Origin of the sequence: Winogradskyella rapida, assembly GCF_042675845.1 — a bacterium.
GTDB classification, from domain to species: Bacteria; Bacteroidota; Bacteroidia; order Flavobacteriales; family Flavobacteriaceae; genus Winogradskyella; species Winogradskyella rapida.
The window spans coordinates 332,038-356,612 of sequence record NZ_JBHTKM010000001.1; the positions used below are offsets into that span (position 1 = coordinate 332,038).

At 37.7% G+C, this 24,575-nt stretch carries 22 protein-coding genes; 4 read left to right on the top strand and 18 right to left on the bottom strand.

Features of this window, described 5'->3' with window-relative positions:
- Positions 1 to 2 precede the first annotated feature (2 nt).
- Together ACFQ13_RS01515 and lptB are read left to right on the top strand one after the other, a co-directional pair.
- Complete coding sequence (locus ACFQ13_RS01515; RefSeq protein WP_386113321.1) at positions 3 to 365, top strand: carboxymuconolactone decarboxylase family protein; 363 nt, start codon at positions 3 to 5, stop codon at positions 363 to 365.
- 96 nt (positions 366 to 461) lie between these two features.
- Complete coding sequence (lptB, locus tag ACFQ13_RS01520; RefSeq protein ID WP_386113322.1) at positions 462 to 1,202, top strand: LPS export ABC transporter ATP-binding protein; 741 nt, start codon at positions 462 to 464, stop codon at positions 1,200 to 1,202.
- 173 nt (positions 1,203 to 1,375) lie between these two features.
- Here lptB and ACFQ13_RS01525 read toward each other — a convergent pair whose 3' ends face one another.
- Positions 1,376 to 2,257, bottom strand: coding sequence for a DUF808 domain-containing protein (locus tag ACFQ13_RS01525; RefSeq protein ID WP_386113323.1), 882 nt, complete (start codon positions 2,255 to 2,257; stop codon positions 1,376 to 1,378).
- 49 nt (positions 2,258 to 2,306) lie between these two features.
- Entirely contained in the window at positions 2,307 to 3,065 is a 759-nt protein-coding gene (locus ACFQ13_RS01530; protein WP_386113324.1) for a CDP-alcohol phosphatidyltransferase family protein, read from the bottom strand.
- A gap of 338 nt (positions 3,066 to 3,403) precedes the next feature.
- On the opposite strand from ACFQ13_RS01530, the gene ACFQ13_RS01535 reads away from it, so the two are divergent.
- Both ACFQ13_RS01535 and ACFQ13_RS01540 read left to right on the top strand, forming a co-directional pair.
- Entirely contained in the window at positions 3,404 to 4,456 is a 1,053-nt protein-coding gene (locus ACFQ13_RS01535; protein ID WP_386113401.1) for a putative type IX sorting system protein PorV2, read from the top strand.
- Between the two features lie 11 nt (positions 4,457 to 4,467).
- On the top strand, positions 4,468 to 5,643 hold the full coding sequence (locus ACFQ13_RS01540) for a lipoprotein N-acyltransferase Lnb domain-containing protein (protein WP_386113325.1): 1,176 nt from the start codon (positions 4,468 to 4,470) through the stop codon (positions 5,641 to 5,643).
- A gap of 255 nt (positions 5,644 to 5,898) precedes the next feature.
- Here ACFQ13_RS01540 and ACFQ13_RS01545 read toward each other — a convergent pair whose 3' ends face one another.
- The 16 genes from ACFQ13_RS01545 to ACFQ13_RS01620 form a co-directional block, all read right to left on the bottom strand.
- Positions 5,899 to 7,293, bottom strand: a complete 1,395-nt coding sequence (locus ACFQ13_RS01545; RefSeq protein ID WP_386113326.1) for a sugar transferase — start codon at positions 7,291 to 7,293, stop codon at positions 5,899 to 5,901.
- Positions 7,294 to 7,348: 55 nt separating this feature from the next.
- Positions 7,349 to 8,359, bottom strand: coding sequence for a glycosyltransferase family 4 protein (locus ACFQ13_RS01550; protein ID WP_386113327.1), 1,011 nt, complete (start codon positions 8,357 to 8,359; stop codon positions 7,349 to 7,351).
- Positions 8,310 to 9,608 carry an O-antigen ligase family protein gene (locus tag ACFQ13_RS01555; RefSeq protein ID WP_386113328.1) on the bottom strand — a complete coding sequence of 433 codons (1,299 nt, stop codon included), beginning with the start codon at positions 9,606 to 9,608 and terminating at the stop codon, positions 8,310 to 8,312. The genes ACFQ13_RS01550 and ACFQ13_RS01555 overlap by 50 nt, the downstream gene beginning before the upstream one ends.
- 150 nt (positions 9,609 to 9,758) lie before the next feature.
- The gene (locus ACFQ13_RS01560) at positions 9,759 to 10,565 is read right to left on the bottom strand and encodes a transglutaminase domain-containing protein (RefSeq protein WP_386113329.1); all 807 of its coding nucleotides are present in this window, start codon (positions 10,563 to 10,565) and stop codon (positions 9,759 to 9,761) included.
- A 63-nt stretch (positions 10,566 to 10,628) separates the two neighbouring features.
- Complete coding sequence (locus tag ACFQ13_RS01565) at positions 10,629 to 11,762, bottom strand: glycosyltransferase (protein WP_386113330.1); 1,134 nt, start codon at positions 11,760 to 11,762, stop codon at positions 10,629 to 10,631.
- Positions 11,759 to 12,856, bottom strand: coding sequence for a glycosyltransferase family 4 protein (locus ACFQ13_RS01570; RefSeq protein WP_386113331.1), 1,098 nt, complete (start codon positions 12,854 to 12,856; stop codon positions 11,759 to 11,761). Before ACFQ13_RS01570 ends, ACFQ13_RS01565 begins: the two co-directional genes overlap by 4 nt.
- A 174-nt stretch (positions 12,857 to 13,030) precedes the next feature.
- Positions 13,031 to 14,347 (bottom strand): glycosyltransferase family 2 protein, encoded by a 1,317-nt coding sequence (locus tag ACFQ13_RS01575; protein ID WP_386113332.1) that lies wholly within the window; start codon positions 14,345 to 14,347, stop codon positions 13,031 to 13,033.
- Between the two features lie 19 nt (positions 14,348 to 14,366).
- Positions 14,367 to 15,452 carry a glycosyltransferase family 4 protein gene (locus tag ACFQ13_RS01580; protein ID WP_386113333.1) on the bottom strand — a complete coding sequence of 362 codons (1,086 nt, stop codon included), beginning with the start codon at positions 15,450 to 15,452 and terminating at the stop codon, positions 14,367 to 14,369.
- 45 nt (positions 15,453 to 15,497) lie between these two features.
- Positions 15,498 to 16,535, bottom strand: a complete 1,038-nt coding sequence (locus ACFQ13_RS01585) for a glycosyltransferase family 4 protein (protein ID WP_386113334.1) — start codon at positions 16,533 to 16,535, stop codon at positions 15,498 to 15,500.
- 37 nt (positions 16,536 to 16,572) lie between these two features.
- Complete coding sequence (locus tag ACFQ13_RS01590; RefSeq protein WP_386113335.1) at positions 16,573 to 17,313, bottom strand: class I SAM-dependent methyltransferase; 741 nt, start codon at positions 17,311 to 17,313, stop codon at positions 16,573 to 16,575.
- 107 nt (positions 17,314 to 17,420) lie between these two features.
- The gene (locus ACFQ13_RS01595) at positions 17,421 to 18,626 is read right to left on the bottom strand and encodes a glycosyltransferase family 4 protein (RefSeq protein ID WP_386113336.1); all 1,206 of its coding nucleotides are present in this window, start codon (positions 18,624 to 18,626) and stop codon (positions 17,421 to 17,423) included.
- Positions 18,627 to 18,656: 30 nt separating this feature from the next.
- Positions 18,657 to 19,844 carry a glycosyltransferase family 4 protein gene (locus ACFQ13_RS01600; protein ID WP_386113337.1) on the bottom strand — a complete coding sequence of 396 codons (1,188 nt, stop codon included), beginning with the start codon at positions 19,842 to 19,844 and terminating at the stop codon, positions 18,657 to 18,659.
- 71 nt (positions 19,845 to 19,915) lie between these two features.
- Positions 19,916 to 20,806, bottom strand: coding sequence for a hypothetical protein (locus ACFQ13_RS01605; RefSeq protein WP_386113338.1), 891 nt, complete (start codon positions 20,804 to 20,806; stop codon positions 19,916 to 19,918).
- Positions 20,806 to 22,233 (bottom strand): MBOAT family O-acyltransferase, encoded by a 1,428-nt coding sequence (locus ACFQ13_RS01610; RefSeq protein ID WP_386113339.1) that lies wholly within the window; start codon positions 22,231 to 22,233, stop codon positions 20,806 to 20,808. Before ACFQ13_RS01610 ends, ACFQ13_RS01605 begins: the two co-directional genes overlap by 1 nt.
- Before the next feature lie 18 nt (positions 22,234 to 22,251).
- Positions 22,252 to 22,995 (bottom strand): hypothetical protein, encoded by a 744-nt coding sequence (locus ACFQ13_RS01615; protein WP_386113340.1) that lies wholly within the window; start codon positions 22,993 to 22,995, stop codon positions 22,252 to 22,254.
- Positions 22,996 to 23,132: 137 nt separating this feature from the next.
- Entirely contained in the window at positions 23,133 to 24,569 is a 1,437-nt protein-coding gene (locus tag ACFQ13_RS01620) for an MBOAT family O-acyltransferase (protein ID WP_386113341.1), read from the bottom strand.
- Between the last annotated feature and the right edge of the window lie 6 nt (positions 24,570 to 24,575).

Consider the following 24,575-nt stretch of genomic DNA (forward strand, 5'->3'; position numbering starts at 1 on the left):
AGATGTCTGATATAGTAAAAGAATTCAATGATTATCGTGCTAAAATGAACGATAAGATCCTTGCTGATAAAAATAAAATTGTAAAACGTATATTTAATTTAGATACGAATGCCTTTCAAGAAGGCGCCTTAGATAAAAAAACCAAAGAGCTTTTAGGTTTAGTGGCGTCTACGGTATTACGATGTGACGATTGTGTAAAATACCACCTTGAAGCCTCTTATAACGAAGGGATTTCTAAAGCCGAAATCAGCGAGGCTTTAGGGATTGCAACTCTAGTGGGAGGTACTATTGTAATTCCTCACCTTAGACGTGCTCACGAATATTGGGATGCTATAGAGCAGCATCATGCCGATACAGAGGTTTAATTGCAGCGCATAGACAAGGTTAAACTTGTTATAAATGCGCCAAGTGAACCAAAAAATCTATGAGATTTTATTATTTTTAGCATTCTAAAGCCAAATATGAAGTTACGAGCAGAACATTTAATGAAGTCCTACAGCGGACGAAAAGTAGTAAAAGATGTTTCCCTAGAAGTTAATCAAGGAGAAATTGTTGGATTATTAGGTCCTAATGGCGCTGGTAAAACCACATCTTTCTATATGATTGTAGGAATCATAAAACCCAATGGCGGTAATATTTATTTAGATGATACCAACATTACCAAGTACCCCATGTATAAGCGGGCTCAAAATGGTATTGGGTATTTGGCTCAAGAAGCTTCTGTGTTTAGAAAACTGAGTATTGAAGATAATATTTTAAGTGTTTTACAGCTTACTAAATTAAGTAAGAAAGAACAACATCATAAAATGGAATCGCTTATTGAAGAATTTGGTCTTGGCCATATTAGAACCAATAGAGGTGATTTACTTTCTGGTGGCGAACGTCGTAGAACAGAGATCGCTCGTGCCTTGGCGACAGACCCTAGTTTTATTCTTTTAGATGAACCGTTTGCCGGTGTAGATCCTGTTGCGGTGGAAGATATTCAGCGTATTATTGCTAAACTGACCAAGAAAAACATTGGTATCTTAATTACAGACCACAACGTACAAGAAACCTTAGCCATTACAGATAGAACGTATCTCATGTTTGAAGGTAATATTCTGAAGGCCGGAAAACCTGAAGATTTAGCCAGTGATGAAATGGTTCGTAAAGTGTATTTAGGTCAAAACTTTGAACTTCGTAAAAAGAAATTGGAATTCTAATACCGAGTTCCCTTCTTCCCTATTTATTGTATTCAATTTTACCTTTAGAACCTATAAGCTAAAGGCTGACCGCGCTATGCGTAAAAATTTAGAAATAGTCCTTAACGCTATTCCTATGCGGCAATCTAAATTCTAAGTTGAAGGGCTTTTCAGGTTTACAATATGACAAGAGTTTAGTGTGCTTCTTTTTTCTTAGGAAGTAACGCTTTAACAGCGCTCACCAATAATAAACAAGCAATACCGGCAATTAAACCAACAATAAAATCTCTTAAAATCGCAGGGATCTGTTCTAAAAAGTGATGCATAAACTCCACATTATGAACAAAGATTCCACCGGAAACTAGGAGCAATGCAATGGTTCCGATAACGGATAAACTCTTAATGACAATCGGTAAGGCTTTTACTAGAAAATTACCGATGCTAAATAGGAAACCTTTACTGCCATTACTTTTATTAATAAATCGTAAACCTAAGTCGTCCATTCTTACAATTAAGGCTACAATACCGTAAACTCCAACCGTCGCGATAAGTGCGACAATAGAAACCACTATAATTTGAGTCACCAAAGGTTCATCAACCACAGTTCCTAAGGCTATAATAACAATCTCTACCGATAATATAAAGTCGGTTAAGACGGCAGATTTAATCTTCTTTTGCTCTGCCTCTAGCAGTTCCGCCTTGGTTAAATTCTCATGAAGATCAACTTTTACCGCTTTTGGATGCGGCACAATAAATTCATAAATCTTTTCGGCACCCTCATAGGCCAAATAGAAACCTCCGAGAATTAAAATAATGACAATGGCTACCGGCACAAAAGCACTTAATAAAAAGGCTAAGGGTAAAATAATCAGCTTGTTTAATAAGGAGCCTTTGGTTATGGCCCATAAGACGGGTATTTCTCGAGACGACACAAATCCGGATGCCTTTTCTGCATTAACAGCCAAATCATCACCTAGGATTCCTGCTGTTTTTTTAGTGGTTATTTTAGTCATTACCGCTACATCATCCATGATTGCAGCGATATCATCTAGTAGTGCAAAAAATCCTGAAGCCATTTATGTGTGTTGTTTTAAATGAATACCTGTTAAACCTTGAGTTAAAATCTTAATGAATTTTAGAATTGGTCAATAATGAAAGTAAAATATAGAGTCCGATTATTAATGGAATGGCTGCAAAATGAAGTACCACAATGCACACCACACTTAGCAATAAAAAGATATAACGCACCGCATTATCTTTAAAACCGTAATTTTTAAATTTTAATGCGAATAACTTAATGTTAGAATTTAGCAAGTAGCAACTCAACAAGGTTAACCCGATTAAAAACCACTTATTAATTATGATGTTATTGATAAGGTCGCTATTTTGATACTCTAAAATTAAGGGTAAGGCTAAAATTACTAAGGTATTGGCCGGTACAGGTAAACCTTTAAAATAGGTTTGCTGATCTTCATCTATATTAAACTTAGCCAAACGATAGGCAGAAGCTAGAGGAATAAACAAGCCAATTAACGGAAGTACAGACAATTTAAATCCTTGCCAATGGAATACGGAATTCCAACTGTCACTGTACGCTGCGTAATCTGGAGCATCTACAGTTAATGAAATCAATTTAAACATAACGATTCCGGGCACAACGCCACTAGTTACTAAATCGGCAAGCGAGTCTAGCTGAATCCCCAAAGGACTTTGAACATTGAGTTTACGCGCCAAGAGTCCGTCGAAAAAATCAAAGAAAATTCCTAAAAACACAAAAATAGCAGCCGCAATAAAGTTTCCGTTTACGGCAAATATCACAGCAATACATCCCGAAAATAAGTTGAGAAGTGTTACAAGGTTAGGAATGTGTCTTTTGAAACTCATAAATTTATTTTTTGTAAAAATAGAAAAGAATTTTTGTCTGAACGGATATTTTTTCAAATTCAGAGCTTTTGCGTTAAGGGTTCTCGCTGTAGGATTAGTTTTCAACATAAGATTGGAAACAACACAACATTATAAGACTTCAAAACGTTAGGTTCCACCAAAAATAAGACCACAGTAGAACGTTAATTTTGTCCTTTAGACGCATTTGCTGTTAGAAAGGGCATTAAAAACAAGATCTTAGAGGATTAAAACAATAAGAACCTTGTTCTAGAGTTAAATAGATAGAAAAATATTATGCATCTTTGTAAAAAACTTTGCTGTTGAAAAATTACTATGTAATGCTCCTAATGCTTGTGACTCTTACAGTTTCAGCACAAACAACGCGGAAATATTCAAATGAATTTATGAATATAGGTGTTGATGCTGCAGCTTTGGGGATGAGTAATGCCGTGGTCTCACAAACAGCGGATGTTAATTCGGGCTACTGGAACCCTGCTGGCTTAGTCCATATAGAGGACAATCAGTTGGCCTTAATGCACTCTAGCTACTTCGCTAATATTGCCAATTATAACTATATCGCTTACGCGCTACCGATAGATGATAAAAGCGCTATGGGGATTTCGTTAATTCGTTTTGGTGTCGATGATATTTTAGACACCACACAATTAATTGATGACCAAGGCAATATTAATTACGATAGAATTAGCACTTTTTCTACTGCCGATTACGGACTGACCTTCTCTTACGCAAGAAAACTTCCTTTAGATGGTTTTAATTATGGCGTTAATGCGAAAATTATTCGACGCATTATCGGTGATTTTGCCTCGTCTTGGGGTTTTGGTTTTGATGCCGGAATTCAGTTTGAAGGAAAAAACAATTGGAAATTTGGACTGATGGCTAGAGATATTACCACCACATTTAATGCCTGGTCTATTGATGAAGAGAAATTTGAAGCAATCAGTGGTGCTGTTGATGGAGAAAACCAAGAACTTCCTGAAACCACAGAAATTACCATTCCTAAACTTCAAATTGGTATGTCAAAGAAATGGCTATTTAATTATGACTATTCCTTATTAGCAGCAGCCAATTTAAATATGCGTTTTGCAGAGAACAACGATATTATTTCCACCTCATCTGCAAGTATTAATCCGGCTTTAGGTTTTGAATTTGGGTATACCGATTTAGTATTTTTACGCGGTGGTGTTGGTAATTTTCAGAACGAATTACAGATTGACAACTCTGAACAAGTGACATTTCAACCTAATTTTGGTGTTGGTTTCAAATACAAAGGCATTGCCATTGATTATGCGTTTACAGATATTGGTGATCAGAGTGCCGCTTTATATTCCAACGTCTTTTCTTTAAAAATAGACTTTAGTGTCTTTAGATAATGTTACACCCTATGAAAGTTAGACTCTCATTTCTTGTTTTACTTTTCACCTTTAGCTTTGCGTTTGCCCAACCTTTTCAACTTTCTGAAAATGCTAAAATCTCAGTATTAACAGTAGGCCCTGGCACGTCGCTAAATGATGCTTTTGGCCATAATGCCTTCAGAATTAAAGATCCTTCACGAGGAATAGATCTTGTGTATGGTTATGGCGAATACGATTTTGATGCGCCTAATTTTTATTTAAAATTTGCTCAAGGGAAACTAAATTATCTCATTAGCAGGCATCCCTTTCAGAATTTCTTTTATGCTTATAAGCGCGCCAATCGCACAATTGAAGAACAAGTATTAAATCTCTCTTCAGAGGACAAACAGCACTTATTTGAATACTTAGAAAACAATTACAAACCTGAAAACAGACGGTATTTATACGATTTCTTTTATGATAATTGTGCGACGAGGATTAGAGACGTCAGCCAAACCAGTACGCAAGCCCCAATTGTATTTACACCGCCACCAAGTTACGAACCAAAAACCTTTAGAACCTTAATCCACGAGCATGTAGGACTTAACACTTGGGGAAGTTTTGGTATTGATTTGGCCTTAGGTTCGGTTATTGATCAAAAGGCTTCTCCTGAAGAATTTATGTTTCTTCCTAAGTATATTCATGCCTTTTTTGCAACTGCCAAGTTAAATGCTAACAAGCCCTTAGTCAAAAGTTCGGCTACGCTGTACCAAAAAAAGGACAGTTATACGCCCGCTAATAGTCTAGGAACCCCATTAGTTATTATAGGCTTATTAGCCATTGGGATTCTTTTTATTACCTATAAAGACAAGAAAAACAAAACGAGAAGCGTTTGGCTGGATGTCACCCTTTTTGCCCTTACCGGTCTTATTAGTTTGGTATTGCTCTTATTATGGTTTGCTACCGATCATTCTGCCACGGCTTTTAACTATAACCTCTTATGGGCATTTCCGCTTAATTTATTTGTTATTGGGCAATTGCGAACCTCGAAAGCAAAGACTTGGTTTATTAAATACTTAAAATTACTCGTCATTTTACTGTGCTTATTAACCATGCATTGGATTATTGGTGTACAGGTCTTTGCCTTAGGACTACTTCCGTTTTTGATCGCCTTATTCCTGAGATATCTTTATATAATACAATGGTACAAAAGCCATCACATTTAAAACTAAGGCTTTAGGATCTTATAGCATCGTTAGGATCACGATGTTCTAAAGGACGTCAACACTTATTTAGGGTTAGAATTTACGGAAGCAATTTAATCATCCATTCTTATGTCTCGGGTTACGCGTTTAAGCACCAACGCTCCTCTTATTTACAATCGGTAAAGCTTTATTTCTGATTTAGAAACACGTTTAGTCTTTGGAAAGTGTATTTATGCTTTTGTTCGGTAGAACTAACCTTATCAATGCATGCCGAGTTTATTGTCCACGGTAATAGACAATGGTACTCAAGGTTTTTATAAAGATGCTGAAATCTAAGAAGACACTACGGTGTTTTATATAATAGAGATCGTATTGCAGTTTGGTGAGGCTATCTTCAACGGAAGCCCCATAACGGGTGCTCACCTGTGCCCACCCCGTTAAGCCTGGTTTAATGATATGTCGGGTTTCGTAGAAAGGAATAATACGGGCTAATTCACTCACAAAAAAGGGACGTTCTGGCCGTGGACCTATGATACTCATATCGCCTTTAAGTACATTGTAGAATTGCGGAATTTCATCCATCCTAGAGCGTCTTAAAAACATGCCGAATTTGGTAATCCGTGTATCGTTTTTTTGTGCCCATTTGGCGCCTTGTGCTTCCGCATCGACCACCATACTCCGTAGCTTAAGTATATTAAAAGGCTTACTGTTCTTACCAACGCGTTCTTGCGTATAGAACAAAGGTCCTCGGTTCCCTAAGGCATTTCCTAGGAGAATAAACGGTATAAAGACCATTCCTATGACTAACCCTATAATGGAAAATAGGATGTCGAAAGTCCGTTGAAAAAAGATATAGAGCTTATTTTCATTACTGCGACTGAACGGGAAGTACTTGTAAAAATCCTTACCTACAAATTGAATGGGAACTTTCTGAAGGAGTTCTTCATAAACCTGGGTATAATCTCTAATTTTAAACCCGCGTTCTAACAGCACCATTAAATCATGGTAAACCTCAGCCATAATGGCTTCCGAATCAAAACTCGCGACTAAAATTTCAGATATTTTTTCCCTTTCAATGGTTCCTAAAAAGTCGGAAGCTTCAAATTCTGGCAAGCCCTTAAACTTTACCGATTCTTCTGAAGACTTTTCACTATTGATAAATCCGACAATTTTATAATTGGGATCGGTGGTGTTTAAAGCTTTAATTAGGCCATCAATATTAGAAATCTCTCCTACTAATAGCACACGTTTATAAAAACGCGGTGTTTCTATAAGATAAATGTAGAGTAAGCGCCATGAAAGTACAGAAAGAATAAGCGTAAAAAATAAATAAAGGATTTGAATACGTTCATCTGGCAAATTAGGCGATAACACCGGTGTTAACAGATAAAATAAGACCGCGGTAGATACCGTAATCACGAGGTTTTTAAAAGTAGTGTCTAAGCGACTAGCTTTTTGTAAATCATAGAGTTCAAAGATACTCGCAAATATGGTGTAATACACGCCTAGCAAGACTAAGGCTACGGTATTGGCTGCACTAAATTCAATATATTCAAACTTTACATAGAGACTTAAACCATAGACCCCTAAATACAGCATAACCACGTCTAAAATTCTCAAGAGAATCTTGCGTTCTGATACTTCAAAATGAATATTTTTTTTAGCCAACATGTTTTAAAAATAGTCTGGGTAAATATAAGAAGTCTATTGGATTTTTAACCTTTAATTAGTTCAAAACCATTTTCCATTGCTGTTTTACACGGTTCCAATCAAACATCTCTACTTTTTCACGCGCCTTTTTTACCATAGCTTCTCGTTCTTCGGGCTGTGCTTTCAACTTTACAATGGCTTCTACAAAGGCTTTGGAATTATTAGGGGGCACTAAGATCCCATCGACGCCCGCTTCAATGAGAAAAGGCATCCCTCCCACATTGGTGGACATAATGGGTAAACCTAAAGCCATCGCTTCAATAACACTCACAGGCATATTATCGAAGTTCGTGGTATTGATAAACACGTTGTACTCCTTAGCCATTGTGGTCCATTGTGCCTTTGTTAATTTCCCTGGCGTATGCACCGTAACGTTTAAGGTTTTCGCGTAGACTTTCACTTTTTCTAAAGTTCCATCGGTATCTGGGCCAACCATACATAAATTGGTTGCATAGCCCAAATCTTGAAGTTTTTTTAAGATGTCAATAGCAAGACAAGGATTATAAATTTCAGAAAAAGAACGCACCCATAATAACTTGATATGTTCTATAGGTCTTAACGCAAAAGGATAGTTTTTTACTTGTAAACTGTTAGGAATATATTGAACCTTCGTAAAACCTTGCTTTATAAACGCTTCTTTTAAATAGACTGATGGTGAAACCAGTACTTTAGCCGGCTGAAACAATAGTTTTGACAGTCTTGGGTTTTGTTTTAAACGCAGTGGCAAGTTCCCCCCATGTAGAATAGGGATATAAGGAATTTGCAATAGACGACACAGCTGACTCACAACTAAGGCGTAATAAAAATTTTGAGTACTGTAGGTGTCTATTAACACAACATTGACCTGAGACTGTAATTTTAAAACGCTATAAAGCATATCCATCAACCTTAATATCTTGTTAGATTTACTTGAAGAATAATAGAGATTAAATCCCTCTTCATCAAGTAAAGGTCCTAAGCTCTGAATCCCTGAAGCATTAGATCGTTTGTTGCTTAAGTTGTTTCCTATGTATAGGACGTTTGTCATGTGTCACGTTTAATAAGGCCAATCCATAAATAAATGCAGGCATTGCAATACGCATGGACATATGATTAATAGTTAAAAACCAAAAAGCTAAAAAAGCATAAAAATAATAATTTCCCTTATTGCGGGAGCGGATTTCCAAAGGCTTAAAAATAAGTATCAGCAAAATAATAACCCCCAACATCCCGTGTTCGGCTAACGTTCGGCTAAACTCACTGTGAGAGGTCACACCCTGCCCATCTGTTTCTATACGCTGATCCTTAGCCCGACTTGATCCAATTCCTAAAAAGGGATTATCAATAAAGCCTTCTAATTCATGTTCAAATAATTCAGCACGTCCGGTAGACAAACTAGCCTTTTCACGTCCTAAATGATCCTTATTGGCATAGCGTAAATTCACCAAGCCATTAGTCTGACTAATACTCACAAACCAGGTAATCACCAAACTCATACAAAACAGTCCAAATAATAAAATCAGCTCATTACGCTTGCGGGTTTTGGCAGACCGGTAATAATAAAACAAGAAAATAAAAATCGCCATTACAGCGGCTATCACCCCACCCCGGCTCATTGTGGTAACGGCGCGGAAAGCTATCAACCCCAGAATCAAGGCATTTAAAACCTTTAAACCCATATTAGGTGACTTGGTAAACAAACGTACCGCCATAATAAACATCCCCAACCCTAAGGCTGCCGATACTTGATTTGCACCCCAACCACCTGCTGCGGCACGGTTGGATGCCGTACTATTCAAGACCTCTTTCAAATCCGGTACATATAAATACAGATAAGCCGTATGAGCTATAATCGGTAGTACCATAAAAAGCATAATCTGGCTCAGTTGCTGGTAACTAACCCGTTTATCATAGCAAAATAAGGCCGCCAAACCTAAACACACAGGCCCACTTAATACAAAGGCGATATTGGTTCTAAAATTCGCATCAAAACTCAAGGTAGTCGACGCCACAAAAATAGAAGGAACTAAAAACATCAGGTAAATAAAATAGGGATACCCACGTCCGGATAAGCCCTTATAAAACATCCCAATCAGTACAAACAAAATTACGATATACTTGCCCGCCTCATAAGAAATGGCTCCCTTGGTGGTTCTAAAAAACACCTCAGCCCCTACAAAATAGGCACAGGCCTTTAAAACCTCATAGGTACGGGTTTTATCTGTAGCACCAATGACCCGATACAAAAAATAAAATAATGCCCCCAAAAAATAGAGTTTGGCAAGGGTTTCATTCATGTAGATTAACACTCCCAAAGCAACATGAAAGCCTAAAGCACTAATATATGTTATATTCGTCTTCAAATAAGTCTATTATATTTTCTACCGTAAATCAATTCAATGCAAGAGTAATGTAGTCTCCTATTATAAAAGAAAAGTCTGTAAAATTTATGAAAAGATTTTTCTATAATCATCCAGAGGAAACTTATAGTGGTAACTCTTCCCGCTAAGCAGTACCATAAAATGTATAACAAATACCGGCAAATAAGGGCGTGCCCGTTCCAAATACCTATCATAGGTTTTGTTACGATACTCACAAATTAAAAAAGGCGTCACATCTGGGTTTAGGTAATTCTTAAGCACCTGCTTCTCTGCTATACGTTTTCCAGCTATAAAAGAATTAAAATCTACCGTTTGTCTAGTTCTAGATAGGTCATAAAGTTCCAACACAGATAATGGCTCAGCAGCCTCATTATAAAAAATCATGCCCCATGAGGGATCAATCAACACCCATTTGTTCAGTTCCCTTACAAATACCTCATTAAACGAATGACCTCCATTATCCCTGTTAAAAGGGGCACTAGTCGTTCCCCATTCTCGAACCCTTAAGTCATTAATAACACAAAAATTATTAAACACCTGTGCCACATCACTACACACCCCTCCGGCCCCATAAACCAACGTTTTTAAAGCGGCACCTGAAGGTTCACTCAAACCAGGACCAACCTTACTATTGTCTAATAACCAACGCACCAAAATTTTCACACTCAACAAATCCGATTCTGGTCGCCCCTCAGGAAATACTTCCATATTGATACGGTGGTAAATAGTCGGAATATCCGCCTTAGCATTCAAGGTATTATAGTCACAATCAGTTATCCCTAGGCGGTCTGTATTTTTAGACAGCAAGCGGAAACGTGTAAGGTATAAGAAAGGGTGACGTTTTAAGGTCCAGAGCAATTTCTTAAAAATCATCAATGATTAATAGCTTTTATGGGTTAAAAATATCATTTTTTTGTATTATACCTCGTTTTTTATTCAAAAACTAGAAAGAATATCCTGTTCAAGTCGCTTATTGTAAAAATCGTAAGTAAATCGCGCTAATTCTGCTTCTGTCACCCCTTTCAATTCCTTATACCCCACACTTTCCAAATCCAATACCCGTTTTAAACAACTTGCCAAACTAGCTGTATCCAAACGCTTAATTAAAAAACCAGTCTGCCCATCTTTAACATAGTGGCTAATGGAGGACACATCCGATACCACAGGGATACACCCAAAATTAAGTGCTTCGGCTATCACTTTCGGAAACCCTTCTGATGCCGAAGGTAACACAATAGCATGCGAACGTTTATAAATCCCATGAACAGCCGATCGGGATAAAAACCCATGAAAAATAACAGACAATCCCAAGGCTTCAGCCTGAGCCTGATAAGCCGCTAAGCCTACACCGGCACCTACCAAGTGTATATTTCCTAGTTTCTGACGCGTTGCCACATCCAATCCTCCTAAGGTTTCTAACAATAAATCAACCCCTTTAGCAGCTTCCAATCGGCCTACAAAACACAAATCCAATGGGTAATTGCGGGTTTTAGCCTTTTGAACCGCTTGCCCCTCAGCTAAGTCATCAGCTGTTAAACATGGGTTTTCAAAACTCAAACAATGGCTGGGCTGATCTGGCCAAAAGCCATTAATCGTTACAGGGCAGCGCTGTTTTTCTAACAGCCATTTCTGAAACCGATACGCCAAGGGCGCCTGTGTCTGTTTCCAATTCCCAGCATATTTAAACCATCCCTTTTGAGAGGCAAAAAACAGCAAATACGGTAGCACATAAACCCCAATCCCTGTAGGGGCACGAAACTGAAAATAATCAGCTGTTTTTAAAGCCGTCCGCACCGTACGGATAACCCCCAACGATGCGGTTATAAGTCGTATTTTATCAGAAAAACGAGGCCCGCCAACTGCTGGTAGCGCTACAAATTTAATCCGGTCGGACACGTAGGGCAAGGCACTCGGTGGCGCTTCTGTATCATGCAGCATCGCCACATGGGTAATCGTATCAAAAATAGCCAAAAGCGCATTCAATTCGGTTACGGTCGGCCCCAAACCAAGGAGGCTGCCGTTTGCCTTTTTATAATGTTCTGTATGTGATATAATGGTTAACCGACTCATGACAAATAACGTATATAGTGTTTAATAACAACATCCCAATCATGGGCTGCTGCCCAAGCTCTAGCTTGTGCGCGATAGCTTTCTTGGTCAGATAATAAGGCATCTAAATAACTTTTAAAAGCAGCGGCATCGGTACTGGGCACCAAATACCCCGATGCACCTATTGAAACCGCATCGGCTATCCCACAACCAACAGACCCTATGGCAGGAATTCCCATAGCGTTGGCTTCCAAAATAGCAATACCAAAACCTTCCACATCGCCGGTCTGACTCTCCGTACTCAGCATCACAAAAACATCGGTTCCACCCAATAGCTGTTTTAACTCGGCATCAGAAACCGCACCGTGAAAACACACATGCTCCCGAACCCCCAAAGCTGTTGCAGTCTCTAAAAAAGCCGCTGCTTCGGTAGGGATGCCAATACAGTGATACATAAGTTCCGGATAGGCTTTTACCAATTCTGGTAATAATTTTATAACCCCTAACTGCCCTTTTCGTGTACTCACACGTCCTACGGTTGTCAATACCGGATTTCCCGATAAAGAACGTGACTTAGGGGCTGGCATTGGCCAAGATTCCAACGTAATTCCGTTAGGAATAACAACCACAGGTTTATTTAAATGTTTTACAAAACCTGCAGTATAGGTCGAAACAGCCACAATTTTATCAAAACGCTTTAAAGCCCTATCGATACTTTTTCGTAAAACGGCCGATTTAAAATTAACCTCACTTCCATGAATTACAGCCAGTTTAAAACGCTTAAAAAACAAAGAGCAAAAGCCCACATTCCAAAGTGAAAATTTCCCTGTAGCAATCACATAATCAGCCTGCTTAAAAGCCCCTAATGTGGTTATAATGCGTTTGCCGTACATCAGAAAACGCGGCTTTGAAATAGTAATCCGCTGAACCTCAAAATCCAAATCCGCATCAAAAGCAACCTCTTCCGCATTCGCTACATCCCGCTGATCTGCAATAACAGATACCGCATAGCCGTGCTTAGATAAATACAAAGCCAAATGATACGCGTGATTCCCAATCCCACCAGGCTGTGGTGGAAACTCCGAAGTCACAATAAGAAGCCGCTTATTTTCCAAATTTTATAATATATTTTTTTTTAATCACTCCACTACTCACTATTCACCACTCACCATTCACTACTCACTCCTCACTACTCCACCATTCACCACTCACCACTCACCACTCACTACCTCACTAATCACTACTCCACCACTCACCATTCACTAATCACTCCTCACTATTCCACTAATTCAACTCCAAGCCCCATCCCGCAATTTCTTACTCGCCAAATGCCAGGAGCTAAACACCTGACAACAAACCACTGGCAGCAGCAAAACACTAAGTAAGGCGCCAATTACCAATAAGGGTTTATTCTTTTTAAACTGATAAGGAAAAATAGAAATGGGAATAGTACGCCATAAGGCCCAACGCGCCGCTGAATTCCCATAATAAGATCTAAAATAGTACAGCACACTAGGTATTGGTCGTGGTGCAAAAAAGTTTGATGGTCTAAAAGCATCCCAGCTTCCCATTTCACGCAATCCACCCGTACCCGCTTTTACATCAATACAGCTCGCGTAGGGGTTGGATACACTCCGAATGCCAGCCAGATACACACGAGCACCAAATTCGCCATCACCCATACGCTGCTTTTCAAACTGCCTATCAAACAGTCCTACTGCTTCAAACACCGATTTATAGAGCATGGCATTACCCGTTGCAAATTGGGTAGCCATAGCAAAAAACGAACGGTCTTGAGGAATCGTAGAACCAGCAGCATAAAACACACCGGCAGACACCTGTGCATCAAAATAATCCAGACATTGTATATGATTAGACAACCAATCAGGAGCAATCCGCACATCATCTTCAGACAAGGCTATTAAATCCCCTTTAGCAAGTGTAACCGCCGTGTTTCTTGCCAACCATAACGCTTTCTCCTCTTGCCGCGCAACCCGGATATCTAAATCAAAAGCCTTATAAAAATCCGGCTGAAATGGCTCCGACTGATCCACGATAATAAGTTCAAAATTAGGGTAATCTTGTGCTTCAAAATCATGAAGTACAGCCTTTAAATACTCGTATCTATTTAAAGTAGGAATCACCACACTCACTAATGGTGCTGAAACTAACATATCGGATTCAAACCCGTTCCAATCCGGATACGTAATAGGATGAATTGCTGTATTGCTGACAGCTATTTTACCACTAGCCCACCAGGCACGAATTTCCTGTATGGGGTTATGAAAGGTTAACAAACGCATAAGCAGCACATACAACACCCAAGCCGGATGAAACTGCTTGCGTATAAAATAATAATTATCAAAAAGCGATACCGCCTCAAAAGCCGTATAACATGGTATATCCCCTATATATCCCGCCTGAATAGCCTGCCAAGACAAATCGTAAGCACGGGCAGTTTCTGAATGGTAATGCCCATCAACAGTCAAGGTGTCTAACACAGTTTTGGGCAACTCCGAAACTATAGGATAAGCACTAGCCCCTGAAGCATTAAACAAGCGAAAGTAATGCGTGGGCTGTAAATATGTTAAAAACTGAAATGGCATGTATTAAAGTAAATAAATATTAAGAGTTAGGGGAATCAGTTATAACGGATTTCAACTGCTTATATATAATCGATTTCTCGAAAGTATCGGCATATAAACTTTTAAAATAATCAGTTGATAATCCTTCACCATCTATATAGCATTGCAATTTATGACTAAGTTCTTTAATATCTCTGGGGTTAAAACTAAAATCGGACAGCTGATATTTTGATGTGTCCACAAAATTCAAGGCGCCAAAGGTTTGTGAAACAATTACAGGAGTTCCTAAAGCAATCGCTTCTATAAGAACCAAACCAAAAGCTTCGTGAAAGCTCGGTAAAACTACCACATCCATTTGCTTATAAAAGGCAACCATTTCGCTTACGGATAGATTCCCCAAAAATACCACCACATCTTGTAAACCATATTGTTCAATCAATGCGCTTAAAGCCTTTTGATTATCTCCTTTACCAGCCAAATATAATTTTAATGGTATGTTCGTCTTAGACTTTAAGATGCTTAAAGCTTCTATAACACTTTGCTGGTTTTTATCAAAAACCAAACGTCCTGGACAACCAATCTGAAAAACACCCGTTTCTTGTAATGTACTTAACGTTTTGGGGCAAGCTTCATATTCTTGTATATTAGTCCAAAACGGTATACAGCCAGTACGGCCCCTCGGCACCTTATACACACTATGCATTTCGCCTTGCAATTGTTTGGAATTGGCTAAAACAAAATCAGCTAAATTAAGATAAAATGATTTATTCCATACTTTCAACTGGCTAGGTTTTGTATGACCATAAGCACTATGAAACCAAGCTATATTACGTTTAACACCCAATAGTTTCCCAAACAAAACAGCAGGATTAATATAACTAAAGTTAGAAATAACCACATCGGGTTTTCGAGCCTTAATTATACGGTAAATCGCTAAGTAATTCTTAAAATAACTACTTCGCTTTTCACCATATATAGATACACCGTCCTGTTTAAAACAAGCTTTCTTATGCTTTAAATAAAAATTATCCACTTCAAATCCATCAGCATACAACCGCTCTGATAGTTCCTGAAAAAAACCAGAAAGCAAGCCTTTATTATATGTGTATAAGATTAATAGTTTCAAATTAATAATAGGTGTTAATTTACTAAAACAATAAGGTTATAGTATTTATGATAGGTTCTTAAAAAAATCTACATCACGATTGATAGCTATAGAATTTTCATAATATTTTAAAAACCTTATATATCCAGATTTTGCTAGGTCATTCCTTAAATTTTCATCCAACAAAATCTGTTTTAACTTAGTCTTCAAATCGACAGAATTACCTGTTTCAAATAATAAACCAGACTCTCCATTAATTATAATTTCTTTTATACCTGTATTATTAGCCCCAATAACGCAGGTCCCAGAACTCATTGCTTCAATTAGAGTAAATCCAAACGCCTCTGAATTACTAGGAACAATGGTACAGTATGATTGCTTATATGCTCGTAATACAACTTCTTTATTTTTTTCTCCTAAAAAAGTAACTTTATCAGAAACCTCCAAAGCAATCGTCAAGCTTTTTAAATCATTTAGAATATATCCATTACCAATGATATCTAAAGTAACATTAGGAAATTCTTTTGCAATTTGAGCAAAAGCATGAAGCAGAATATCAACCCCTTTACTAGGGTGTAGGCGCCCTACATATAATAATTTATTTTTACAGGTATTAATACCATCTAAAACAACACTATAATCCTTTACTGAATTAGGTAACACTGTTATTTTAGTTTCAGGTATTGAAAAAAACGTACTAGCATCATCTTTTGTTGCCAATGAATTAGTAATAATATCAGTTGCTAAACCATATATAAATGATTTCCTATATACTTTAAAATTATTTTGGCTATATTGAGTACTAAGTGTACGTATCCAAGACACTCTCTTTTCAACTCTATGAATCCATCCTACTATTAAAAAAAGATTAACAGAACTAAACATAGATATCATTAATTCTGGCTTATATTTACGGACTAACCCATATAAAAACCAAAAATCCCGCCACTTAGTAGGTCGTTTTGAAGGCCACTTCAACAAAACAACATCCTCATTTAAAACAATTTGCGTTTTTCTAACTTTACTTGTAATTACAACAACTGTATTTGTTTCAGCTAACTTATTACTGAGTGTAATAAAATAATCAGATGTAGAGTTATTCATTAAATTATAAGAAAGAAAGCAAACACCCATATAACATCTATTTATACCCTACTGCCACTAAATGAGCCGTCTGCTGGGCTGTTTGTTCCAACCCTTTAGATTGCTGCCTGTTCACAGCGGTACCCACCAAGGTTTTAAGCATAGATAACGGATTGAGCGTTTTTAAACTCTTTAAACTCCATACCCGATACTTACCTGTTTTCACCGCATAATGCACATCTACCGTTTTAAAGTAAGGTGCTAATAAATCATGCAATTCCTGACGGGTATAATGCCGCACGTGATCGGGGTTTTTATCAGGCCCTTCATTTTTTATAAAATCACCATTGGGTGTCGTTAAATAAGCCCAACCTCCCGGTTTTATAACCTCCGAAATATGTTTTACAAAGGCCTCATCGGCTTCCACATGTTCTATAACTTCTATAGACACCACGGCATCGTAACTTTCAGCTGCCAATCCGGGTTGGGTCATATCATGTATTACCAAATCCGAAATATTAGACCGCTTACCTTGTATGGTGGATAAAATATTCTCAGTAAACCCCAAATGCAAATCGGCACGAACACCAGCTTCTTGAGGCACATCTAATAAGGTTACCGATGCTGGTAAATTAATGGTATAAGGCGATTTACGACCACCCACATCCAGTACCGAAAGCCTCGCTTGCTTTTCCGGAGTACTCTGGCTTAATAAGCGCTTAATATCATTACGTACTGTTACCAAATGCGTCGTCATCAAAGGAAAGCTCAACCAACGCATAAATTCATAAGAGGTCATGGAATCGTTTTTATCATTTTGCACTACAATAATAAGCCTTATCTATAAGATTTCCACATAGTTTCTAAAAAAGCTAATAAATTTCTAGAAACCAACTATAATCAGGACTACGAGGCTTGGTAAAACGTTACAAAAGCGGCCTGCTGCTGTTCTAAATAAAAAGTAGCTTGTACACGGGCTTGTGCACGGTGTCTTATAGCCATTTGCTGTGATCCTGATAAATTTAAAATATCCACAAGATGCCTGGCCAATAACGCAGGTTGGCGCTTAGGAACCACCCAACCGGTGTTTCCATCTAAAACATTCTCGGCCAAGCCTTCCGCATCCGATACAACACAAAGCAAGCCCATAGCCTGAGCTTCTAAAACCGCATTACAAAACCCTTCTTGAATACTATACTGCACATACACATCAGACTGACTCAGTGTGGCTTTAACTGCTTCTGGTGCCATTTTTCCGGCAAATATAACAGAGGCTGAAATCCCCAATTGATGTGCCGCAAAAACAAGACGCTCACGTTCAGAGCCACTACCAATAATAGTATATTCAAAAGCAATACCTTGCTGTTGCAGTATGGCCAAAGCCTCTAAAGTGTATTCCAAGCCCTTCTTCCAGTGCAAACGAGCTACACTTACCAAACGCAAAGGCGCACTACCATCTACAACACAAGTAACCAATTCCTTATTAAAAAAGGCTACATCTATGGCAGGTGGAATAACATGAATACAAGCTTTTGAAATCCCCAAGGCTATTAAATCTGCTTGCATTTCTTGAGATAACACATGATACCGAACCGCTTTCTTAAAGAGTAAATCATAACATCCTGGATGCTTTAAAGGCGATAAATACAAATCAAAGCCCCTAAAGCTCACCGCCATATCGGCACCAATAGATGCCGCTACATGCTCACGACCTACAGCCAACATGCCAAAACCAAAGTGCAACCAATCTACGGATGTCGAAAACAAAAAGGCATTCGTCACCAAGCGTTTAACACAGCTGAATACCGAAAAGCCAGTGGCACGATCCAATGTAAAATGCCGAACACTACGACGCGGATGTTTTAAAAGCACCCCGAACAACACCCAAATACTCAACAACATTTGGTACCAAACAGCCCCTTTAAAAGGCCTTCCCGGAATAACCCGACATCCAAAAGCCGTTGTTGAAGGACCTGAAGCATCGGTAACAAACAAAACCACTTCAATGCCATGAGCCTGTAAACCCGCAATCTTATTTCGGAAAAACGTTTCCGAATAACCCGGTACGGCCGACAAAACAAGTCCGATACGTTTGCTATTCCTTTCTTTCATATAAATATCCTAATCCTTTTTTCTATAATTTTAATCCGCTTCCATAACAGACGTATAAAGCCCCAACATACCAGAAACCATATGGGATTCCAAGTGTTGCTGCCTAATCAATTCCTGAGCCTGATCCAATAGCTGCTCCTGCTCCGTTTCCGATAATTCAGCCAAGGCTAAAACAGCTGCTGCTAGTGCTTTGGCTGAGCGGATAGGGACTAAAAAGCCCGTCTCATGGGGTTTAACAACCTCAGCCATACCGCCGCAATCGGTACTCAACACCAACGTACGTAAGGCCATAGCCTCCAAAACCACATTAGCAACCCCTTCTTTTACACTCGGTAAAAGCATTAAATCAGCCTCTGCTATCTGCTCCTGTACCGTATCGAAGGATTGCTGACCCACAAGCCTCACATGATTGTCTAAGCCTAAATCGGAAATCTGATACTGGTATTCTATAGCATCCGCACCACCAATAATAGTATACTCAAAATCAAACCCTGCTGCTACTAATTGCTTACAAGCATCCAAGGCATAGCTATAACCTTTAATCCAATGCGGACGTCCTACCGATAGTATTTGAAATGTGTTTTTGCCTGGTTTTAATGGATTTGAAGCTGCTGATTTTAAAAAACTAGCTGCCAAACCACTATAAACAACCTGTATGCGCGATTTTTCAGCACCATACTGTGCTGCTTCCAAACCAATGGCTTTGGATACAGCATGAAAACCGGCTACTTGCGGGAAATACTCTTCGTACATGGCGGCTAGTTCAGCATCAGCAATAGGCGAATAATTAATATGGGCTCCACGCAAACTAAGCACCAATTTCATACCAAAATCCTGAACCCAAATCCAATCGGAAACCCCTTTGGCCCATTGGACATGAAAAACATCAGGACTATACCAAAGCACCGGGTAATACTTCACCTTACTATACCAATCTGCTTTACCGACTTGCTGTAAATGGGCATCCAGACGCTGTTTGTCACGACGCTTAAACAACCATAATAACAACCCAAACCGAAGCAAATGCCAAAGTTTAGATAAGCGGCGTAAACGATACCCCACCACTACAACACCAGAACGCCGTATAGGCTTACGGTTTAAAATACCAAAAAGATACACCTGATGCCCAGACTTAGATAAGCCAGATACCAACCGCTCAATAAAAGTGGTACTACAAACCCTTCCGGAGTAAATAGCTATTTTTAAAGGTGCTTTCAATAACTTCAATTTTAAAACCTAAAGGTAAAAATCTTTAGATAACACAACCAATATTCACACATATAAATGGGCTAATTAAAATAGGGCGCTAATTGCTGAGCAAAAAGTAAGCTAACTGCCTGCTGACCACGTTTATTAACATGAAGCGCATCATAAAAATACCAATCTTCAGTTAACACACCGCTATAATTAACAACTTTAAAAGGAGAGGCTTTAATCTCAGCATTTATTCGGCCATGTGGTGGTACATAAACCACTAACGTTATACCATTCTCAGTACATAACGTTTCTATTTTCTGCAAATACGGGTTTTTAAAGACTATAGGTCGAGATTCACGATCCTGATGCGCATGCGATTCTTTACGCAGTACCGGATAACTATAATTTCCCAAAGCATCAAACCGATTACGTTTCTTAGGCTTAACGATACTTAACAGCCCTGGGTAAAACAACTCCGCATTATAATACCCCATGCCTATAGACGGCAACCACCTGCTCCATTGCAATATGCGAGACTCTCCACCTGAAAAACCTTGATAATGTCCTTGAACATAAGGCGTTGATATATAAGGTAAAAAGCGATAATCATTACTACTCAATACGGGGTTTGATCGATTATAATCCATCATACTCGCAGCTAACACACACACCTTGCTCCGCTTACCACTTGCTATAAAATGCTGCAACATAACGTACTGACTAGCCAGCGAGGTATCATCCATGGCGAGGTTTATACCATCGGTTCCTAAAACAGAATCCATAACACGCGTATTCAAGCCTGTCAACCCCACACTAGAACCCAAAACCACATAATCAAAAGTTTTAGTAGGTACATGCGTTATAAACGACGGTTTATAAAATTGACCTTGTCGCAAAGCCCATAAACTGGCATATGACAAGACCAAGGACACGCCTATTACCATCAGTAAAATAAACCTAATATGTTTTAAAAATGCCCGCATTAAAATTGAAAATAAATAAAGTCCGAAGGATTCTTATAAACCCCCATAAATACTATTAAAACGCCAATCAGTATAGCTTGGTAAGTAGTCAACTGAACCTCCCGTGCTTGTCCTTGTACACTCCGATACTCATACCCCAATAAAACCAAAATACCAACAGCACTGATAAGACTAAACAACAACGATTTCGAGCTACTATAAAACAGCCCTAATGCGAACGAATCAAAACTAAAGATCCTTGCTAAAAAATGCCATGCAGCTTCCAAACTATCAGCCCTAAAAAACAACCAAGCCAAACACACCATCAAAAAGGTTCCCAATATACTAGGTAATTCACCCCAGCTAATTCGGGTACTACTGGTGTGTTTTCTATTCCATTTCAAAACTAATAAGGGCAAAAACAAAAACGCATGTATGCCGCCCCAAACGATAAAAGTCCAATTAGCACCATGCCAAAAACCACTGACTAAAAAAATTATAAACACATTCCGAACTTGCTGCCATGTAGAGCCACGAGATCCTCCCAAAGGAATATACAAGTAATCTCGAAACCAAGTAGATAGAGAAATATGCCAACGGCGCCAAAATTCGGCAATATCTCTTGAAAAATAAGGGAATGAAAAATTCGTCATCAACTGAAAGCCAAACAACCGGGCTACACCAATAGCGATATCTGAATAACCCGAAAAATCCCCATAAATCTGAAAGGCAAATAAAACAATTCCTAAAAATAATTCGGCAGAACTATAACCACCCGTACCATCAAAAATCTGATTTACAAAAAAAGCACAATTATCAGCAACCACCATTTTTTTAAACAGCCCCCAAATAATCAAACTCACCCCCCCCTTGGCCAACTCTGAATCAAACACACGGGGTTTTAAAAACTGTGGCAATAAATGTGTAGCCCGCTCTATAGGGCCTGCTACCAACTGTGGAAAAAAAGCAACATAACTAGCAAAGGGAACAAAACCGCTTACAGGCCTTAATTGGTGTCTATAAACATCAATGCTATAACTTAACGTTTGGAAGGTATAAAAACTAATCCCCACAGGTAAAATAATGTCTAAGCTACTAGGTTGTATGCTACTACCAAAAAAGGAGAATGCCGCAACAAAATTATCTATAAAAAAATTATAATATTTAAAAACACCTAGCAAACCTAAATTAACAAAAACACTAGTATATAGCAGAAGTTTTCTCTTGCGAGCTTCTTTAGCATAGCGTAAAGAGTTACCAATCCCAAAATCTACAAGGGTGCTAAACAAAATCAATCCCAAAAAACGCCAATCCCACCAGCCATAAAACACATAACTAGCCACTAACAACAAAATATTTTGCGCGCGTAAAGACTGCTTAAACACAAACCAATACAGGATAAATACTATAGGAAGGAATACCGCAAAATCTAAAGAGTTAAATAGCATAAATGATTTACAAATAAGTTAATATTCATCAGTAAAATAAGTGTTTATAAAAAAATCTGTAAAAACCTTTGCACCATCTCTATTCAAATGCTGGTAATCATGAAACATATTCATATTATCTATAGATTTAGAATAGTCCATATAGTTTGGAAGATTCACTCTTAAAACTTCGGTATTAAAATCGGTTTGATAGTAGGGTGCTGTAAAAAAATAACATGCAATTTTATTTTTCTTACACATATTTATAATTTCTACTAAATGTTCATTTGTTTTATTTTCTAGGGCTTTTAAAGTATAATTCTCATCTTTTTCCATAGTTCCAACAATTCCCGAAAACCCTAAATTACTTTCAAAATTATTATCCTTTATAAAAGTAAGAGCAAGCTCCCTAAATCCTAACTTAGTATCATTTTGCATATATCGATAAAAGGGTATGTATTTTTTATAAATAGCCAATGAATCATACTTTTTTATTTCATTGTATACATAATCATCTCCTATAAACGGTGTCCATGGCGCTATCGCTAAAGGGTCTAATGATTCTTTATTATATACTTTATCTACTTGAATAAAAATTCGTTTAACATGATGTTTCTCTAAAAAAGTATGAACCATCAATTTTATTTCTAGGTTTGTAACAGCAGGATAAGCTAAATTAACACCTAATTGATTCGTTTTTTGTAGTATTTGCTTTGGATTAACATGATAAAAAGCCCTAGAAGAACCAAAAATAGCATAATCCAAAGGAACATCTTTACTCATATGTTTAACCCAAGAAACTTTACTTCTATTATAAACGCTATTTGAATATATTTCAGTGTAACAAATATCCAAAACAACCAATAGTAATATGGATAAAAGTAAAACCTTAAAAGAATGCAGTAAAAATTTTCTCATAATTAAAATTGAAAATAAATAAATTCTTGTAGGTTAGAAAAACTACCAAAGACAAAAATGAATAGAATAATTACTAAACTTGATGTTATAGGACTCTTTACCTTCTCCAAAGGAAATACTTTTTTTCTTGTAAACCACTCAACAATTAAAAGGAATGCAATTAAAGGCAAAATTTCAAATGCATAACGCTCTATGTGCAACTTCTCCATAAAATTGACAGTAAAGGCACTTACCTGATTTAAATAAGAAAAAGCACTAGCAACATTTTCAGCTCTAAAAAAAACCCAAGCTATTAAGGTTAAAATAAAGGTTATAAATATTTGCAAAAATTCTTTAACGCTTGGCAAATTTGTATTTTCTGCTACCGTATTAATATGTATGCGGTTTCTGGAACCAAGCATGATTGGTAAAAAATAACATGCATTTAATGCCCCCCAAACTATAAAAGTCCAATTGGCGCCATGCCAAAACCCACTGACTAAAAATATAATAAACACATTCCGAACCTGATTCCATTTATTACCTCGAGACCCGCCTAATGGTATATACAAATAATCCCGAAACCACGTGGATAGGGAAATATGCCAACGCCGCCAAAATTCAGCGATATCTCTTGAAAAATAAGGTGTAGCAAAATTCTGTTTTAAATCAAACCCAAAAAGTTTAGAGGTCCCTATGGCTATATCTGAGTAGCCTGAAAAATCACCATAAATCTGAAAGGCGAAATAAACAGCCCCCAAAATTAAAGTACTTGATGAATAGTCTGAATAATTATTAAAAATATCATTAGATAATTGTGCACAATTATCAGCAATAACAACCTTTTTAAATAAACCCCAAAGTATTTGTTGCAAACCACTAATACCTTTTTTTGCATCAAAACGCGTTGCTTTTTTAAATTGCGGCAATAAATTAGAAGCCCGCTCAATGGGACCTGCTACTAGCTGTGGGAAAAACGAAACAAATGCTGCAAAGGCAATAAAATTAGTTGTAGGTTCTAACTTTCTTCTATAGACATCAATCGTATAACTTAAAGTTTGGAACGTATAAAAACTAATTCCTACAGGTAAGATAACATCTAAACTATTAGGCTGTATGCTACTACCAAAAAAGGAGAATGCCGCAACAAAATTATCTACAAAAAAATTATAATATTTAAAAACACCTAGCAAACCTAAGTTAACAAAAACACTGGTATATAACAGAAGTTTTCTGTTGCGCGCTTCTTTAGCATAGCGTAAAGAATTACCGATCCCAAAATCAACGAGGGTGCTAAACAAAATCAATCCCAAAAAACGCCAATCCCACCAGCCATAAAACACATAACTAGCTACTAACAACAAGATATTTTGCGCACGTAACGACTGCTTAAACACAAACCAATACAGTATAAATACTACAGGAAGGAATACCGCAAAATCTAATGAGTTAAAAAGCATAGTTTA

Excerpts from the sequence above, each read along its gene's own strand:
- ACFQ13_RS01515 (WP_386113321.1), top strand. The coding sequence starts at position 3 with ATGTCTGATATAGTAAAAGAATTCAATGATTATCGTGCTAAAATGAAC.
- ACFQ13_RS01620 (WP_386113341.1), bottom strand. The coding sequence starts at position 24,569 with ATGCTTTTTAACTCATTAGATTTTGCGGTATTCCTTCCTGTAGTATTT.
- ACFQ13_RS01545 (WP_386113326.1), bottom strand. The coding sequence starts at position 7,293 with ATGTTGGCTAAAAAAAATATTCATTTTGAAGTATCAGAACGCAAGATT.
- ACFQ13_RS01535 (WP_386113401.1), top strand. The coding sequence starts at position 3,404 with ATGCTCCTAATGCTTGTGACTCTTACAGTTTCAGCACAAACAACGCGG.
- lptB (WP_386113322.1), top strand. The coding sequence starts at position 462 with ATGAAGTTACGAGCAGAACATTTAATGAAGTCCTACAGCGGACGAAAA.
- ACFQ13_RS01525 (WP_386113323.1), bottom strand. The coding sequence starts at position 2,257 with ATGGCTTCAGGATTTTTTGCACTACTAGATGATATCGCTGCAATCATG.
- ACFQ13_RS01595 (WP_386113336.1), bottom strand. The coding sequence starts at position 18,626 with ATGAAAGAAAGGAATAGCAAACGTATCGGACTTGTTTTGTCGGCCGTA.
- ACFQ13_RS01540 (WP_386113325.1), top strand. The coding sequence starts at position 4,468 with ATGAAAGTTAGACTCTCATTTCTTGTTTTACTTTTCACCTTTAGCTTT.
- ACFQ13_RS01555 (WP_386113328.1), bottom strand. The coding sequence starts at position 9,608 with ATGAATGAAACCCTTGCCAAACTCTATTTTTTGGGGGCATTATTTTAT.
- ACFQ13_RS01590 (WP_386113335.1), bottom strand. The coding sequence starts at position 17,313 with ATGACCTCTTATGAATTTATGCGTTGGTTGAGCTTTCCTTTGATGACG.
- ACFQ13_RS01560 (WP_386113329.1), bottom strand. The coding sequence starts at position 10,565 with ATGATTTTTAAGAAATTGCTCTGGACCTTAAAACGTCACCCTTTCTTA.
- ACFQ13_RS01610 (WP_386113339.1), bottom strand. The coding sequence starts at position 22,233 with ATGCTATTTAACTCTTTAGATTTTGCGGTATTCCTTCCTATAGTATTT.
- ACFQ13_RS01605 (WP_386113338.1), bottom strand. The coding sequence starts at position 20,806 with ATGCGGGCATTTTTAAAACATATTAGGTTTATTTTACTGATGGTAATA.
- ACFQ13_RS01585 (WP_386113334.1), bottom strand. The coding sequence starts at position 16,535 with ATGAATAACTCTACATCTGATTATTTTATTACACTCAGTAATAAGTTA.
- ACFQ13_RS01575 (WP_386113332.1), bottom strand. The coding sequence starts at position 14,347 with ATGCCATTTCAGTTTTTAACATATTTACAGCCCACGCATTACTTTCGC.
- ACFQ13_RS01565 (WP_386113330.1), bottom strand. The coding sequence starts at position 11,762 with ATGAGTCGGTTAACCATTATATCACATACAGAACATTATAAAAAGGCA.
- ACFQ13_RS01615 (WP_386113340.1), bottom strand. The coding sequence starts at position 22,995 with ATGAGTAAAGATGTTCCTTTGGATTATGCTATTTTTGGTTCTTCTAGG.
- ACFQ13_RS01530 (WP_386113324.1), bottom strand. The coding sequence starts at position 3,065 with ATGAGTTTCAAAAGACACATTCCTAACCTTGTAACACTTCTCAACTTA.
- ACFQ13_RS01550 (WP_386113327.1), bottom strand. The coding sequence starts at position 8,359 with ATGACAAACGTCCTATACATAGGAAACAACTTAAGCAACAAACGATCT.